This is a genomic window from Listeria marthii, assembly GCF_014227425.1.
Taxonomy (GTDB): Bacteria; Bacillota; Bacilli; order Lactobacillales; family Listeriaceae; genus Listeria; species Listeria marthii.
Map to the genome: position 1 here is coordinate 287,376 of NZ_JAASWB010000003.1, position 17,008 is coordinate 304,383.

At 36.8% G+C, this 17,008-nt stretch carries 15 protein-coding genes and 1 pseudogene; 7 read left to right on the top strand and 9 right to left on the bottom strand.

Annotated features, from left to right (window positions below):
• Window positions 1-21: 21 nt before the first annotated feature.
• From HCJ55_RS06785 to HCJ55_RS06800, 4 genes are all read left to right on the top strand, one after another.
• Window positions 22-1,059 carry an AI-2E family transporter gene (locus tag HCJ55_RS06785; RefSeq protein ID WP_008947797.1) on the top strand — a complete coding sequence of 346 codons (1,038 nt, stop codon included), beginning with the start codon at window positions 22-24 and terminating at the stop codon, window positions 1,057-1,059.
• 63 nt (window positions 1,060-1,122) lie between these two features.
• Complete coding sequence (locus HCJ55_RS06790) at window positions 1,123-2,391, top strand: alkaline phosphatase family protein (protein ID WP_185517540.1); 1,269 nt, start codon at window positions 1,123-1,125, stop codon at window positions 2,389-2,391.
• 18 nt (window positions 2,392-2,409) lie between these two features.
• Complete coding sequence (locus tag HCJ55_RS06795) at window positions 2,410-3,654, top strand: MFS transporter (protein ID WP_185517541.1); 1,245 nt, start codon at window positions 2,410-2,412, stop codon at window positions 3,652-3,654.
• A gap of 69 nt (window positions 3,655-3,723) precedes the next feature.
• Window positions 3,724-4,323, top strand: a complete 600-nt coding sequence (locus HCJ55_RS06800; protein WP_185517543.1) for a VanZ family protein — start codon at window positions 3,724-3,726, stop codon at window positions 4,321-4,323.
• 23 nt (window positions 4,324-4,346) lie between these two features.
• Here HCJ55_RS06800 and HCJ55_RS06805 read toward each other — a convergent pair whose 3' ends face one another.
• Window positions 4,347-5,513 (bottom strand): hydroxymethylglutaryl-CoA synthase, encoded by a 1,167-nt coding sequence (locus tag HCJ55_RS06805; protein WP_008947793.1) that lies wholly within the window; start codon window positions 5,511-5,513, stop codon window positions 4,347-4,349.
• A 149-nt stretch (window positions 5,514-5,662) separates the two neighbouring features.
• Here HCJ55_RS06805 and HCJ55_RS06810 point away from each other — a divergent pair, with 149 nt between their 5' ends.
• Both HCJ55_RS06810 and HCJ55_RS06815 read left to right on the top strand, forming a co-directional pair.
• Window positions 5,663-6,832: a thiolase family protein gene (locus tag HCJ55_RS06810; protein WP_185517545.1), complete on the top strand. Its 1,170-nt coding sequence runs from the start codon at window positions 5,663-5,665 to the stop codon at window positions 6,830-6,832.
• Between the two features lie 70 nt (window positions 6,833-6,902).
• Window positions 6,903-6,971 (top strand): annotated as a pseudogene (locus tag HCJ55_RS06815) (LPXTG cell wall anchor domain-containing protein); the annotation flags it as partial.
• 741 nt (window positions 6,972-7,712) lie between these two features.
• On the opposite strand, the gene HCJ55_RS06820 reads toward HCJ55_RS06815, so the two are convergent.
• The 4 genes from HCJ55_RS06820 to mdrL form a co-directional block, all read right to left on the bottom strand.
• Window positions 7,713-8,246 (bottom strand): P-loop NTPase family protein, encoded by a 534-nt coding sequence (locus HCJ55_RS06820; protein ID WP_185517547.1) that lies wholly within the window; start codon window positions 8,244-8,246, stop codon window positions 7,713-7,715.
• 39 nt (window positions 8,247-8,285) lie between these two features.
• Window positions 8,286-8,513: a helix-turn-helix domain-containing protein gene (locus tag HCJ55_RS06825; RefSeq protein WP_185502215.1), complete on the bottom strand. Its 228-nt coding sequence runs from the start codon at window positions 8,511-8,513 to the stop codon at window positions 8,286-8,288.
• A 15-nt stretch (window positions 8,514-8,528) separates the two neighbouring features.
• A complete protein-coding gene (locus HCJ55_RS06830) occupies window positions 8,529-9,077 on the bottom strand; it encodes a DUF2975 domain-containing protein (protein ID WP_185506825.1) in 549 nt (182 codons plus the stop codon).
• Between the two features lie 133 nt (window positions 9,078-9,210).
• Window positions 9,211-10,404 carry a multidrug efflux MFS transporter MdrL gene (gene mdrL, locus HCJ55_RS06835; protein ID WP_008947786.1) on the bottom strand — a complete coding sequence of 398 codons (1,194 nt, stop codon included), beginning with the start codon at window positions 10,402-10,404 and terminating at the stop codon, window positions 9,211-9,213.
• A gap of 166 nt (window positions 10,405-10,570) precedes the next feature.
• Between mdrL and HCJ55_RS06840 the strand changes: the two genes are divergently transcribed.
• Entirely contained in the window at window positions 10,571-11,101 is a 531-nt protein-coding gene (locus tag HCJ55_RS06840) for a PadR family transcriptional regulator (RefSeq protein ID WP_008947785.1), read from the top strand.
• Window positions 11,102-11,137: 36 nt separating this feature from the next.
• Here the strand turns inward: HCJ55_RS06840 and pflA are convergent, their stop codons facing one another.
• From pflA to mutL, 4 genes are all read right to left on the bottom strand, one after another.
• Window positions 11,138-11,884, bottom strand: coding sequence for a pyruvate formate-lyase-activating protein (gene pflA, locus HCJ55_RS06845; protein ID WP_008947784.1), 747 nt, complete (start codon window positions 11,882-11,884; stop codon window positions 11,138-11,140).
• Between the two features lie 76 nt (window positions 11,885-11,960).
• Entirely contained in the window at window positions 11,961-14,192 is a 2,232-nt protein-coding gene (pflB, locus tag HCJ55_RS06850; protein WP_185502212.1) for a formate C-acetyltransferase, read from the bottom strand.
• A 425-nt stretch (window positions 14,193-14,617) separates the two neighbouring features.
• Entirely contained in the window at window positions 14,618-15,166 is a 549-nt protein-coding gene (locus tag HCJ55_RS06855; RefSeq protein WP_008947782.1) for a glycerol-3-phosphate responsive antiterminator, read from the bottom strand.
• Between the two features lie 16 nt (window positions 15,167-15,182).
• Window positions 15,183-16,994 carry a DNA mismatch repair endonuclease MutL gene (gene mutL / locus HCJ55_RS06860; protein WP_185503567.1) on the bottom strand — a complete coding sequence of 604 codons (1,812 nt, stop codon included), beginning with the start codon at window positions 16,992-16,994 and terminating at the stop codon, window positions 15,183-15,185.
• Window positions 16,995-17,008: the final 14 nt, after the last annotated feature.

The window sequence follows — 17,008 nt, forward strand, 5'->3', positions numbered from 1 at the left end:
CAAGTAGGAGGTCATCTATTTTTGAAAGAGCTTAGTTCATTTTTACAAAATCGCAGCGTACGAAGGGTTGGCGTCTTTATATTAATCGCCTTCGTCTTATACTTACTCAGAAGCCAAATGAATATTATTTTATTAACATTTATTTTTTCTTACCTGATAACACGTCTCGAAAACTTTATTTTACGGAGAATCTCGATTTATCGACAAATTATTGTATTGCTACTTTATGCTTTAATTGCTGCCGTCATCGTGTTTGTATTCGTTAAGTACATTCCTGTCTTAGCGGATCAAATAAATCAGTTGGTGAAATTCGGTAATACGTTCTTAAAAACAGATAGCAACAATGATTTCATTAATTATATTGTTAGCTTAGCGAATCAATTTGATATTATGAAGTACACAGAGCAAGGGGTTTCGATGATTTTAACGTATTTAACGAACGTTGGGACAGTCTTGATGAATGTGTTTATCGCGCTCATGTTAAGCCTATTTTTCTCTCTTGGAAAAGAGCATCTAGTTTCCTTCACGAATCAATTTTCTACTAGTAAAATTGCTTTTATCTACGAGGAAGTGAAGTTCTTCGGGTCCAAATTTGTTGCGACTTTCGGTAAAGTAATCGAAGCTCAATTTATTATCGCGCTTGTAAATGCGTTTTTAACAACGATCGCGCTTTGGATTTTAGGTTTCCCGCAATTGATGACTTTATCGATTATGGTGTTCTTACTTGGATTAATTCCGGTAGCTGGGGTTATTATTTCGCTTATCCCGCTAACGATTATCGGTTATTCCATCGGTGGCGTAGAATATATTTTCTACATCTTAATAGTCGTTATCATTATCCATGCATTAGAATCTTATGTGCTTAATCCAAAACTTATGTCGGCAAAAACCAATTTACCAGTTTTTTATACTTTCATTATTCTTATTTTCGGAGAGCATTTCTTTGGGATTTGGGGATTAATCGTTGGTATTCCAGTTGTAATGTTCTTCTTAGATGTTCTAGGTGTTACGAATCAAGAGGAAATCGAACAGCCAAAAGATACAATCAGTCATACGTAATTCACACGGGGGTTCTTCCAGATTTGCTGGAAAATCCCTGTTTTTTTGAAAGGGGAGAAAATAATGGAAAAACATCTTTTTGTGATTTCATTAGATGCACTTGGGGCGCTTGATTTAAAAGACACGGCAGATTTACCAGTTTTACACGAATTAATCGAAACAGGGACTCATATTCAGGAAGTAGAAACCATTTATCCATCACTAACATACCCAGCGCATACGAGCATCATCACCGGGCATTATCCCGCAACACATGGCATCGTTAATAATACGAAAATCCAGCCCGAAAAAGACTCTCCTGATTGGTATTGGTATAAAAAAGCGATTCAAGTTCCAACGCTCTATGACTTAGCGAAAGAGCATGGAATGACAACCGCCGCATTTTTATGGCCTGTCGCTGCAAAAAGTGGGATTGATTATAATATTGCCGAAATTTTCCCGAATCGTTTTTGGTTAACGCAAATGATGGTATCACTTCACGCGAGCTCGCCATTATTTTTAATCGATATGGACCGAAAATTTGGCCATTTACGAAAAGGGATTAATCAGCCAGATTTAGATATATTTTTGACAGCTAGTGTAGTCGATACAATTAAAACGAAAAAGCCTAGTTTATTGTTAACACATTTAGTCGATATGGATAGCATGCGACATGCGCACGGCGTTACGTCACCCGAAGCAACCGCCGCATTAAAAAGGCATGACCGGCGCCTAGCTGAGATTATCCAAGCTACAAAAGACGCTGGTATCTATGAAAATACCGTTTTTGCAGTTCTAGGGGATCATTATCAAATCAATGTAACGCACGCAATTCGTTTAAATGTACTTTTTGCTGAAAAAGGGTGGGTGACAGTTGTGGCTGATAAGATTACCGACTGGGAAGTATACGCTAAAAGCTGCGATGGATCCTGTTATATTTATACGAAAAACGAGCAACATATAAAAGAAATTCAACAGGTGCTTCAAAACATGCCTGAAATAGAAGAAGTTTTAACAGCGGCTGAAATTGCTCGTCGTGGGGCAGATAGCAGTGCTACTTTGATGGTGGAAGGGAAGGCTGGTTACTATTTTATGGATGATTTATATGGTCCGCTATACGAAGAAGTGACCGAGGAAATGCTTGGTAAACCGGGCTACTATAAAGCTGTCCATGGCTATTCTCCTCATAAACCGGATTACAAAACAACGATTATTTTCAACGGACCGGGTATTAAAAAAGGAGAAAAAATCTCAAGTGCGCACTTAGTTGATGAAGCTCCTACATTTGCCAAGATTTTAGGGTTACAATTTCCTAATACTGCAGGCAAAGTAATAGAAGCGCTATTCGAATAGAAAAGGGGAGAAACACACTTGGCATATACAAAAGAGGAGAAAAGTTGGATTTTTCAAGATTGGGCAAATTCGGCCTATTCAATTATGATTACAACGGCGATTTTACCGATTTATTTTAAAGGGGTTGCAGCGAACGCAGGGATTGCGGATACTTCTTCGACGGCTTATTGGGGCTATGCGAACTCGATTGGAACTTTACTTATTTCGCTACTAGCACCAATACTCGGAACAATAGCTGATTATCAATTTTTCAAGAAACGGTTTTTCGGCATTTTCACGGCCATCGGAATTGCTTTTACTTTTTTATTAATTTTCATACCAACGGATGCCTGGTTGTTATTACTTGGTTTTTACGTGCTATCGTTAATTGGCTTTTCTGGTGCAAATATATTTTATGATGCATTTTTGATTGATGTAACAACGAATGATCGGATGGATAAAGTATCCTCGGCTGGCTACGCGTATGGTTATTTAGGTAGTTGCATACCTTTTATTATTTTCATCATTTTTCAAGCGACAGGAATTTTACCGATTAGTGATGTGGCGCTTGTCAATATCGGCTTCGTGATGACGGCGCTTTGGTGGCTATTTTTCACGATTCCGATGTGGAAAAATGTTCATCAAATCCACTATATTCCCGCGGTGAAAAATCCTGTGCGCACAAGTTTTAAGCGATTATTTCATACCATTAGTCATATTAGCGAGCATAAAAATATTGTCATTTTCTTAATTGCCTATTTTTTCTACATAGACGGGGTAGATACGATTTTCCGTATGGCAACATCTTACGGGATTGACCTTGGGATTTCACAAACAACGCTCATTTTAATTCTTTTAATGACACAACTCGTCGCCTTCCCGTTTACATTATTGTACGGCTATTTAGCTAAACGATTCAGTGCAAAACCACTTATTTTCACAGCAATATTTGTCTATATTATTATTTGCGTTTATGCTGTATTCATGAAATCTGCGCTCGATTTCTGGATTTTAGCGATGTTAGTTGGAACTTCACAAGGTGGTATTCAAGCATTGAGTCGTTCTTTCTTCGGAAAAATTATTCCTAAAAAACGCTCCAATGAGTTTTACGGATTTTATAACATTTTCGGGAAATTTTCAGCAATTATGGGACCCGCACTTATGGGCGTAATCACACAAATCACAGGAAAAACGCAATACGGGGTTGCTAGTTTAATTGTACTTTTCCTCGTTGGCGGCATTTTATTCGTATTCGTAAAAGAGAAAAACTTAGAAAATCTTTAAATCCTTTTAAGAAAGTCCTTATTTTCAAGTGTTATCCTTGAGTTAGCCTTTGAAAAGGAGGACGCCAGGATGAAAAGATACTTTATAATTCTTGTTTTACCAATCATTTCGATATTTGCTGCTGTAACGATGTATTTTTCCTGGTTCCAGGGATGGCTTTATTTTTATTTAAAGCACGTAATGGCCACAGTTAGTCATATGGGCTACATTACGGTTGGCATCACGGCGATTTTACTCTATTTTGTCGCTGTACAATTAGTAAACTGGAAAATAAATAAGGCATTGCTCGTTTTTTGTTACATTATTTATTTCAGTATTCTACTTTGTTTATTATTCGGAAAAGCTTCCGATACACAAGGATTTTCAAGCGATACCTTTGGATTTGTTGATACATTTTTATCTGGTAATTTACGGGTCATTATTGTGGGAAATGTATTAGCTTTTGTACCAATTGGCTTTTTATTAAAGAAATTGGGATTTTTCACGGCGTTATTATCAGCTGGGATGTTGATTTTTGCTGTAGAAGGGGCGCAGTACATCATGCACGTGGGATTCTTTGATACCGGAGATGTCTTCCTCAATGTTTGCGGCATTATGCTTGGGTACATCGTGATTCGTTTTTTGTCCCCAAGAAAATTTAAACAACTCAAAGTAAAACCGACTAGCTGATTTAGCTTAGTCGGTTTTTTTGATTATTTTTTGATATATTGACGTTTATGGTCTTGAATTCCAGTTAACACAATCGCTGCTGGATCGCTAGCAGGATCCACTTCGAAAGTAGAACCATCTTTTGGCAGTTGCTGTTTAAATTTCGTTTCATAATCTGGAATAGCTAACTTCGTGCGGTTCGCTAATAATTCAGCGTGTTCATCTTTACGGATATATTTTTTATAGTCTGGTTGAAGTACACCATGGAAGAACTCGCCAACAGCACCAGATCCATAACTAAAGAAGCCAATTTTATCGTCTGCTTGTAAATCCGTTTGGTTATCTAACAAGGAAATAAAGCTTAAATAAAGGGAACCAGTATAAATATTACCGACATTACGGCTATAAAGCGTACTTAGGCGATAATTTTCCAGCAATCTTTCTTGAACCTCAGTTGGAGCTGTTTCAATAATAGTATCTAACGCTTTTTTACCCATTTTTGTATATGGTAAATGGAAGCAAATAGCCGCAAAATCTTCTAAATTCTTGCCAAATTTTGCTGAATATTTTTCCCAGATAGTTTGGAAGAAGTGGATATACTGTTCTGTCGAATATTTACCTTCTACACAAGCATACTCAGAATAAACTGGGCGCCAGAAGTCCATAATATCTTCTGTATAGAAAACATTATCATCTTCAAGTGTAATACAGCGCGGATTAGCCGCAATAACCATCGCAACAGCTCCAGCTCCTTGAGTTGCTTCACCGCCAGTAGCAAGACCGTAACGAGCAATATCCGACCCGATAACAAGCACTCTGCTATCAGGATGTTTCGCTACATAATCTTTCGCTAAATTAATTCCTGCAGTAGCTCCGTAACAAGCTTCTTTTATTTCGATAGCTCGAGAGAAGGGTTGGATACCTAGTAAACGGTGAATATAAACCGCACCAGCTTTCGACTCGTCAATGCCCGATTCTGTTGCTAAAATAACTAAATCAATTTTTTTCAAATCTTCATCATCTAAAATTTGTAAAGCAGCGTTTGCGCCCATTGTCACAGAATCTTGCGTAATCGGGGCAAAAGCCATTTTATCTTGGCCAATACCAATAGTAAATTTATTAGGGTCAATATTTCTAGCTTCAGCAAGTTCTGTCATATCAACATAAAATGCAGGAGTATAAAAACCTATTTTATCAATTCCAATTTTCATATGTACTCTCAAGTCCTTTATATTTTATTTGTAAGTACTTTAATTTTAGTAGAAAAATGCATAAAATACAATACATTGGGCTTAATCTAGTGAGTTTTTAGCTAGTTTCATGATATAATACGGATAGATTACATTTAAAGGAGATTGCTATGAACGAAGTAGTTATAATAGATGCAGTTAGAACACCAATTGGAAAATTCGGTGGCAGTTTGAAAGACATCAGTGCAGTAGACCTTGGCGCTACCGCTCTAAAAGGCGTTTTAGAAAGAGCCAACATCGCTCCAGACCGCGTAGATCAAGTTATTTTCGGTAATGTATTACAAGCCGGCCTTGGTCAAAACGTAGCTAGACAAGTCGCTATTAAAGCAGGAATTCCTTATAAAGTACCCGGCGTCACTATCAATGAAGTTTGTGGATCCGGTTTAAAATCAATCATGCTTGGTAGACAAGCAATCCAACTAGGAGAGGCCGATATCGTAGCAGTAGGAGGGACCGAAAACATGTCCCAAGCACCATTGTTACTTAGCCCTGAACTAGCTAGTGAAGAAATCAATCCAAAAGATTTAAGAAATAGCATGTTAATTGATGGATTAACAGATGTTTACGGCGAATATCATATGGGAATTACAGCAGAAAATGTAGCTGAAAAATTCTCCGTATCTCGCGAAGAACAAGATAAATTCGCTCATAACTCACAAATGAAAGCCGCAAGTGCGCAAGAAAAAAATCTTTTTAGCGAAGAAATTATCCCCGTGGAACTTCCGGATGGCTCACTGTTCGAAGCCGACGAAACAATCCGTGTAAACTCTACTTTAGAAAAATTAGCTACCTTGAAAAGCGTATTTAAAGAAGACGGAACTGTCACAGCAGGTAACTCTTCCGGTATAAATGATGGGGCATCTGCAATTATTTTAATGTCGAAGGAAAAAGCGATTGCTGAAAATATTCCTTATATCGCGACAATTAAAGTAACATCCGAAATCGGTGTTGATCCTGCAATTATGGGCTATGCTCCGTACTACGCAGTTAATGAAGCATTAGCAAAAGGCGGATACACAATCGACGAAATTGATTTATTCCATTTAAATGAAGCTTTTGCATCACAATCTGTTGCAGTGGCTCGTGACTTAGAAATCCCAGAAGAGAAACTTAATATATACGGTGGCGCAATTGCACTAGGTCATCCAATCGGAGCATCTGGGGCACGCATTATTGCCTCCTTATTAAATGAGTTAAAACAAGAAAACAAGAAAACCGGAGTTGCTTCCTTATGTATTGGTGGCGGCATCGGGATTGCCATTATTGTCGAAAGAGCTTGATAACACTACATTTTAATAACAATAACAAGCTAAAATCAATTACTAGATGATTTTAGCTTGTTTGCTTTCAATTATCGGCGTTAGTTTGTTAATCGGCGGAGTTTATATCTTTACCACAAGAAGAAAAAGAGCGAAATAAATTTCAATTTGGCCTTAATCATAATGGTGATTAAGGCTTTTGTAATTAAATAGAACAAATAACGTTATAAAAGTAGACGTGTTTTATCTGTTCCTGCTATAATTAGTCTGACTAATTGTTAAGGTTTTCACATTAAAAATGCAGGTAACTATGTAAATAACTTACCCGAAAACCAAAATATACCAGATGGGCAGTGGGTTTTTGGTACATATAAAGGAGTTAGAGTGGGAATAATTAAAAAAGATGGACGAATAACAACAATTATCCCTGATAACTCTCGACAGCCCTAAAAGAAAGGAATATCATATGATAAATTCAGTGAAGTAAACAATTTAATAACTGAGCGAAAAAACCTACATCCAGACGACCCTAAGATTAATGATATATGGGAGCAGTTAATAAAAATATTTTCCAAAGATGAGCATTACACAGTGCAATATTTAAATAACTGCAGTGAAGACAACTTAGAATGGATTTCTGAATTTAGATTTAGAAATGGATATTTCATATGCAAAAAAATCATTGCGGAATTAATTACATTTAATATGTAGCATGTAATAAAGATTAAATAAATAACCAATGATATAATTCGAGAGAGAGCAACATTTCTCACTTGATTTATATCTTCCTTTTCTAGTTTACATAATATATATTATAGGAAGTAATAAAAATTATCGCAAACAACCAACAAACACTTAATCCAGCAAATATCCTTATTTCATAAGCATTCATTGATTATTATCAGCAATAATTATTCAATTTCCTATAACTATCTATTATAAACAATTCTTTTTCGTACACATTATCCAACAATTCCTTCGTTTGTTTTCCTGAACGCTTGTTATACCTTAAAGCATACATCAAAAACGATAAACTTAATTTTTCGTTACAGCCTTCAGTTATATCTGGCCGAGTATTCATTGCATATTTAAATCTTCTTTTAATTATATTTGCTACACACACTAATAAAGGAATTTTTATCCAAATAACTAAATCCGCGTCCTCGAGTCTTTTCTCTAAATTAAAGAAATAATCGCCATCGATAATATACGGTTTTTCAGAACACATCATTTCATTCACTTTTTTCTCAAATTCATCCTTTGTCACAGCATTCCAATTTTTCTGCCAAAAAAGCTTATCTAAATGACAAACTTCAAAATCATAGTATGTCCCAAGTTTTGCTGCAAAAGTGGATTTACCAGCGCCATTAGGACCAATAATCAACACTTTTTTCTTGTTTGTTAACACAGCTTGCAGTTCATTATGTTTATCCATTTAAGCGCTCCTTATCTAAGCATGATCAATCTAACGCATTTAAAGTTCGCTATCAACAGAATCATCGGCTACATACTCTAAAATATCACCTGGTTGACAGTTTAATACTTTGCAGATTTCATTTAGCGTTGAAAACCGAATGGCGCTTACTTTGCCAGTTTTTATTTTGGATAAGTTGACATTTGCTACGCCAACTTCTTGGGATAACTGGTTTAAAGATATTTTACGGTCGGCCATTATCCGATCCAACCTCAATACAATTGCCATCATTTTCCGCTCCAATCATAAAGTTTCGTCAGATTCTTTTTGCAAAGATGCACCATAACGAAATATTTCTGTTAAACAATAAAAAATAAGCGCAAAGAAAAATGACATATTTAGCCCCAAAGTAATGCTATAGCCTGGTATGAGCACTGTATGCAAAACCGAGTAAACTATTTGTGGTACTAGCGCATAAATAAGCAACAAATAGGAAATTCTCCGCAATCTATTCACTTCAACATCACTAAAAGGCGTAAATTCGGCTGCTAAATCTTTAAAAATTATACTTGCAGTCCATAACAGCCACGCGATTAACATAATAGAAAAAACAGCTGTACCTACTAAAATCCATTCCTCGGTTTGAACATATTGCCGATGATCCGCGCCAGAGAAAAATTCTGTTTGAAAATAAAAAATAGTATCTGATTCCAATTTATTTATCATAACATTTTTGCTACTAAAAAGCTTCATTAAAACAGCGATTATAGCCATTACCACAGAACTTACCGATAAAATTTTAAGCGTAATATGGAGGAAATAACTCATTTTTTGTAACCGTTTTAGCTTCATGTATAATCTCTCCCTTTTTTCTAAATTATACCTAGTAAGAAGCATGACTGTCAATCTAATTTTAACGATAAACGTTAAATAATTAATCCTTAACATAAAAAAGACTGAACTAAATCGCTCAGCCTTTTCTATTTTATTCACTTTTAATTGAAGTAGATTGTTGTAAGGTAAAGTGCGCTGGTTTTAGTTTAATAAAGAGCAGCCCCATGCCAGCTAAACAAATGATGCTAGCGATGATAAACGGCATTTTCATACCTAATGCTTCACTTAACAGCCCTGAACAAAGTGGCGCGAACGCTGCTCCTAACCAACGGACAAAGTTATAGGCGCCACTCGTTACACTTCTTGCATAAGGTGAATGCTCCATGACAGTCGTTGTAAATAGTGCATTATTTATACCTAAAACTAAACCTGAGACAACGATTAAACCAATGTCCACAGCCGTATTATCAATAAATCCTAATAATGCTAAAATAACAGCACAGGCCAGTAACGAACCTTTTAAAATTTGTTTGCTATTAAAACGAACCTCTAACGCATGCGAAACTTTGGCAGATCCAAGCGCTAAACATAAGCCCCAAGCGAAAAATACAAAACCGATTTGAATCGCCGACAAGCCAAGAATAAGTGGCGAATAAGCTAAAATCGTGAAGAAACAATAATAATAAAACATCCCACTAAAAGCAATTTGTAAAAATGGACGATATTTAAATAAATGGAGCATCTGTTTGATAGCTACTTCATTTTTCTCTGTTGGTGCTGGTACGACTTTCTTCGGTTCTTTCACTTTAAATAAAATCAGTAAAAATGCGATAAAAATCAAGCAAGCAGTGGCAAAAAATGGATAGCGCCAAGAAATATTACCTAAAATCCCACCCAGCAATGGCCCAAATGCCATCCCAAGGCCCATTGAAGCTTCATAAATCCCGATTGCGTGACCAGGTGTCTCCGATAAAGCAATTAACATCGTCATCGCTGTAGCCATAAACATTGAGTTCCCGAATCCCCAACCAGCACGAAAAATAGATAAAGCGCCAATCGTGTCCGATAAACCACATAATAAAGCAAAAATAGTAACAATAAATAGGCCGATAACGATTAATTTTTTATCACCTAATTTTCCTGCAACAATCCCAATTGGAATCATCATAATCGCCATTGTAAAAATATACGCAGTAAACAACATTTCAACTTGCGAATGAGATGCTCCGATACTTTCTGCAATCGATGGCAAAAGTGGATCGACAACCCCTATCCCCATAAATGCAAGCAAACTTGCTGCTGCGGTTATCCATTTTCCCGTATTCATTTCCTTGTCCGTCATCATAATCCAACTACACTTCCCTTTCCAAATAAAACTCAACTATAATACTACGCTTGCTAAATACTAATGTCAATATTTACATATATAATTTATTACATATGTAACCATTTTACTTATTGATGTTTATCGCTTACAATAGGGTTAAATAGAAATTTAGAGGTGCAATGGTATGATACCAAATGTTTTAGAATTTACGTTGTTACAAATGATTGCTCGTGAGGCATCTAGTGGTTATGAGCTTGCTAACCGACTTAGAATTATGCAAAATACGCATCACAGCCAAATCTATCCTTCTTTATCTAAGCTAGAAAAAGCAGGTTTTTTAGTTGTACATAAGCATTCCCAAGATAAAAAACCGGATAAAAAAGTCTACACGATAACACAAACCGGCTTAGACTCCTTGCTTGAATGGTCAGAAACTCCGCTTAAAATCCCTGTAACAAGAGATGAATTCACCACAAAAGTACAGCTAGACTGGCTAAATAATACTAGAACTAAAGGGCTTATCCAAGAAAGAGAAAGCTATTTAAAAGAACAACTCGTCTTAATTGAAGAAACGCTTAATCATTTTGCTCACTTATTTGATTTAAAAACCAAACAAGACAAACTTAAGAACATGTCTTATCAAGTCTATGCAAGAAAATTTGATTTAATTCAAACAGAACTAAAATGGTGCGAAGAAATGTATAAAATACTATAAAAAAAACCGGCGAATCTAATGTTCGCCGGTTTTTTACTATTTATAACTACTTGTTTCCAAAATTTTATTAGCCATTGCTACCACTTCTTCTTCTGGAGCTTCGATGCCTTCTAACGGATAACGAATGCCCATTTCTTTCCATTTGTAAACACCCATTGTATGGTATGGAAGCACATCCACTTGTTTTACGTTTGGTAGAGTTTGAATGAACTCGTGTAGCTTAGTTAAATCTTCTGGATCATCTGTTTTCGTTGGAATTAGTACGTGTCTAATCCAAATTGGTTGTTCTTTATCACGTAAATAATGAGCAAAATCAATAATTGGCGCATTGGATTTTGTAGTCAGTTTTAAATGTTTTTCTGGATTGATTTGTTTAATATCCAGTAAAATTAAATCTGTTACTTCCATCAAACGGTCCAATTTCTCGATAAATTCAGGATCACGTGTGAAACAACCGCCACAGGAATCGATTGTTGTATGCACTCCTGCTGCTTTACAAAGCGTGAAAAACTCAATTAGGAAATCTACTTGAAGTAATGGTTCTCCGCCACTAACTGTAACACCACCGCCAGAAGCATCCCAAAACTCTTTATATTTAATCGCTTCGTCAAATACATCTTTGGCAGAACGTTCTGTGCCGGTACCAATTTTCCAAGTATCAGGATTATGACAAAATTGGCAACGAAGTAAACACCCCTGCATAAAAACAATAAAGCGGATACCTGGACCGTCTACTGTTCCCATTGTTTCTACTGAATGAACTCTTCCTAAAACCTCTGTCATAATTCTCCTCTTCCTTTCCTAAATAACAAGGATTGCTACTGGTGAGCAATCCTTGTCAAAGCGTTCTCGCCTGATATTACATAGATTCGTGCATTGTACGGTGAATAACATCTAATTGTTGTTCACGTGTTAATTTAATGAAGTTAACTGCATATCCGGAAACGCGGATAGTTAATTGTGGATATTCTTCTGGGTGATCCATCGCATCTAGTAACGTATCACGATTGAATACGTTGATGTTTAAGTGATGTCCCATTTTTGTGGAATAACCATCAAGCATTGCAACTAAGTTATTGATTTGAGATTCATCTTCGCGACCTAAAGCTTTTGGTACGATAGAGAATGTGTTAGAAATACCATCTTGACCATATTCGTAAGGAAGTTTAGCAACAGAAGATAGAGAAGCTAAAGCACCTTTCGTATCACGGCCATGCATTGGGTTCGCACCTGGTGCAAATGGTTCACCTGCACGACGTCCGTCTGGTGTATTACCAGTTTTCTTACCATAAACCACGTTAGATGTGATTGTAAGAACAGAAGTTGTGTGAACTGCATCACGGTAAGTTTTATGTTTTCTAACTTTAGTCATGAATGTTTTTAGAAGCTCTACTGCGATTTCATCTACACGGTCATCATTGTTTCCGTATTTAGGATAGTCGCCTTCGATTGCGTAATCAACAACGATACCATCTTCGTCACGAATTGGACGAACAGTTGCGTATTTAATAGCAGATAAGGAGTCAGCTGCAACAGAAAGTCCAGCGATACCAGTTGCCATTGTACGTAATACTTCTGTATCATGTAAAGCCATTTCGATACGTTCGTAAGCGTATTTATCATGCATATAGTGAATTACGTTTAGTGTATTAAGGTAAAGTTCAGCAATCCATTCCATCATTGCATCATATTTTTCCATTACTTCTTTGTAATCTAATACGTCGCCTTCAACTGGACGGTAAGCTGGTCCAACTTGTGCTTTAGATTTTTCATCAACACCACCGTTGATTGCATAAAGAAGTGTTTTAGCAAGGTTGGCACGAGCACCAAAGAATTGCATTTGTTTACCAACGCGCATTGCGGATACACAACATGCGATTGCATAGTCGTCTCCCCATTTAGGGCGCATAACATCGTCATTTTCGTATTGAATAGCAGATGTTTTGATAGACATTTTAGCACAGAATTTCTTGAATCCTGATGGTAAATGAGTGGACCAAAGTACAGTTAAGTTTGGTTCTGGAGCTGGTCCTAAGTTGTCTAATGTGTGTAAGAAACGGAATGAGTTTTTCGTTACAAGTGGAACGCCTTCTTCTGTGATACCACCGATGGATTCAGTAACCCAAGTTGGATCTCCAGAGAATAATTCATTGTAATCTGGTGTACGAGCAAATTTTACAAGACGTAATTTCATGATGAAGTGGTCAACGATTTCTTGAGCTTCTTCTTCTGTAATTAGGCCATTGCGTAGGTCACGTTCTACATAAATATCAAGGAATGTAGATGTACGTCCTAAACTCATTGCCGCACCATTTTGTTCTTTAATTGCTGCTAAGTAACCAAGGTATAACCATTGGAAAGCTTCTTGTGCAGTTTTAGCTGGGCGAGCAAGGTCGAAACCATGTTTTTCACCTAGTACTTTTAATTCGCCAAGAGCACGAATTTGTTCGTTTAGTTCTTCACGTTGACGGATAACGTCATCGCTCATTGTACGTAAACCTGTATTGTTTAAATCTTGTTTCTTTTGTTTGATTAAGAAGTCTACACCGTAAAGTGCTACACGACGGTAGTCACCGATAATACGTCCACGTCCATAAGCATCTGGAAGACCAGTGATTACGCCTGATTTACGAGCTGCGCGCATTTCAGCAGTATAAGCATCAAATACACCTTGGTTATGTGTTTTACGGTATTCAGAGAAAATATGGCTAATTTCTTCGTCTACTTTAAAACCATAAGATTCAGCTGCAACTTCTGCCATACGGATTCCGCCGAATGGTTGTAAAGCGCGTTTGAAAGGTACGTCAGTTTGAACGCCGACAACTTTTTCTAAATCTTTATTTAAGTAACCTGGGTCATGTGAAGTGATGGTTGAAACGATTTTGGTATCCATATCCAGTACGCCACCGTTTTCACGTTCTTTTTTAGTTAAGTCCATTACTTGATCCCAAAGTTTTGTAGTTGCTTCGGTAGGGCCAACTAAGAAAGTGTCGTCACCGTCATATAAGCGATAGTTTTTTAAGATAAAGTCACGTACATCTACTTCTTGTTGCCAGTTACCACCTGCGAATTCATACCATTGTTCAGTCATCATATAACCTCCATTTATTGTTCATTCTCGAGCGTGCTTGTTTGAGCAAACTGATTTATAAATAATCTACACTGTTATCATAACATATTCTCCGAAAAATGCTACAGTTTTGTGCAATATTTTTCAAACTTTTTTATGACTTTTTTGTGACATTTTGATTTAAAAAGCCCTATATCCCTTTTATAAAGCCATTCTTCTAGTTTGTTATGATTCTAATTTTGTTTTCATTTTAATTCTTCGTTTTTACTGTACCACTTCAAACACCCTTATCTGTTATGATACAGTTTGGAAATCGTCTCTTTCTATAGAACAGTTAGAAAACGCTTAAATCCTTGTAGCGCAATACTTTACGGCAATATATAGCGTTTTCATTGTTTTTCATAAAAAGAGCTAAGCCGTTAATGCTACACGACTTAGCTTCTGTTTTACCATAAATGTTTATTGGATGTCGTAACAGCGATAGCCCCGCTCGCAATTACTTGATCAACTTGTTCGCTAGTTTCAATTAAACCACCTGCGATAACAGGGATATGAAGCTTTTGCGTCATTTTTTGTACTTGTTCTGGGATAATCCCTGGTAAAAGTTCAATACAATCTGGTTGCACTTTTTGAATCAAGGCCACTCCTTTGTTGTAAGCACTTGAATCAATCATGAAAAGACGTTGAATCGCTAGCATTTTGTGTTGTTTTGCTTTCATAATGGCATTTCCCCTAGTAGAGATAATTCCATCTGGACAAATGTCTTTGCACAAAAAGTCGATTGCGTAATCATCGTTTTTCAAGCCATTCACTAAATCGGCGTGTAGTAAAACTTTTTTCCCGCTAGCTTGCGCGTATTTGACTAATGATTTTAGTTGAGCTACATGCGTTTCGAGCATCACCATATAAGTCAAATCAAGCTCTAAAATTTTTTCCATATCTTTTTGATTGTGTGCAGCTGGTATGATTGATTGACCGGAAAATGGTAACACCACGTTTTTTCCTCCTCTTTTACATCACACGTTTAAACATTTTTTCTAGTTCGTAGGTCGAATATTGAATGATTACCGGACGGCCATGAGGACAGGTGAATGGATCACTTGCTTCTCTGAGTGTGTCGAGTAATGCTTCCATATCTTGAGTTGTTAAATAGTGATTTGCTTTAATTGATTTTTTACAGCTCATCATAATCGCCGTATCTTCTCTTAGTTTATGAATACTAATACTTGGTGCAGATAATGCTTCATCAATAATTTCGCGGAGCATCTCTTCTTCTTGATCTTTCGGAAACCAAGTTGGGTGCGCACGAATGATAAAGCTATTTTGTCCGAAGTTTTCTAGAAAAACACCTACTTCTTCTAGTTTGGCTTTTTGTTCTTCTAAACGAACATATTCATCTGCAGGGAATTCGAGCACAATTGGCACTAATAGCTCTTGCAATTCGCGGCTAACTTCCCCGATTTTTTCACGGTAAAATTCGTATTTAATTCGTTCTTGCGCCGCATGTTGGTCAATAATATATAAACCATTTTCATTTTGAGCGAAAATATAGGTGGCATGCATTTGACCAATTGGGTACATCTTTGGAATGCGTTCTTTCGGTTGTTCTGTGTGCTCATTTTGAGGTGCTGACTCATAAGACGGCATCGTTTCTAAAATAAAATCGTCTTCTCGCGGAGCATCTTCGTCGGAAGGAACATATTCAGGAATAGTCGGTTTGGAAAAAAGTGTTGGTATTTCTTTTGGCGGTTTATTCTCTTCAAACGACATTTGAATTTGCTCAGATTTTTGAACTTCTTTTTGCTTTTTAGAAATCTCACCATCTGGGATCAGTTGTAACTTATGAAAGGCCGCTTTAATCATTTGACTAATAAGCTGGCCTAATTCTTTTTCTTTACTTAAACGGACTTCTAATTTAGCAGGATGGACATTGACGTCTACAATAATTGGGTCCATTTCGATTTGTAAAACGATAATTGGAAAGCGACCAATCGGTAAAAGCGTGTGATAACCTTCTTGAATTGCTTTTACTAATGCGAAATTTTTAATAAAACGGCCGTTGATGATGGTCGAAATATAATTACGATTAGAACGATTCACTTCTGGTAACACGGCGTATCCGGAAATTTTAAAATCGAGCGACTCCGCTTTGACTGGTATCGATTTTTTTGCAATCGAAACCCCATAAATTGCTGCAATCACTTGACGCAAATCTCCATTGCCATTAGTTTGTAGTAATGGTTTTCCGTTATGCGAAAAGCGGAAACTGATATCTGGATGCGCCAGAGCTAGGCGATTTAGAATGTCGGTAATGTTACCTAGTTCCGTTGGTAAGCTTTTTAAATATTTTAGGCGAGCTGGCGTATTAAAGAACAACTGTGATACTTCAATTTGTGTGCCTTTTCTAGCGTGCCCGCTTTTTTGTTCGATGATTTTCCCGCCCTCTAAAGAAATCGTTGTTCCTTTAGTTTCTCCGGTAGAAGTTTCAAGCGATAAATGGGAAACAGAAGCGATACTTGGAAGTGCCTCACCGCGGAATCCTAATGTATGCACCCGAAATAAGTCTGCTTCGTTTTTGATTTTACTTGTGGCGTGGCGTAAAAATGCAGTTGCAACGTCTTCTTCTTCAATGCCACTGCCGTTATCAATAATCGTAATTTTATTTAATCCCGCTTCTTCCACCAAAATATCGATGACTGTGCTTCCCGCATCAATAGCGTTTTCTACTAATTCTTTCACGACAGAAGCAGGACGTTCGACTACTTCTCCGGCAGCTATTTTATTGGATAAAGCATCCGTTAATTCGACAATATGTTTAGCCATTTAAAAACCCGCCT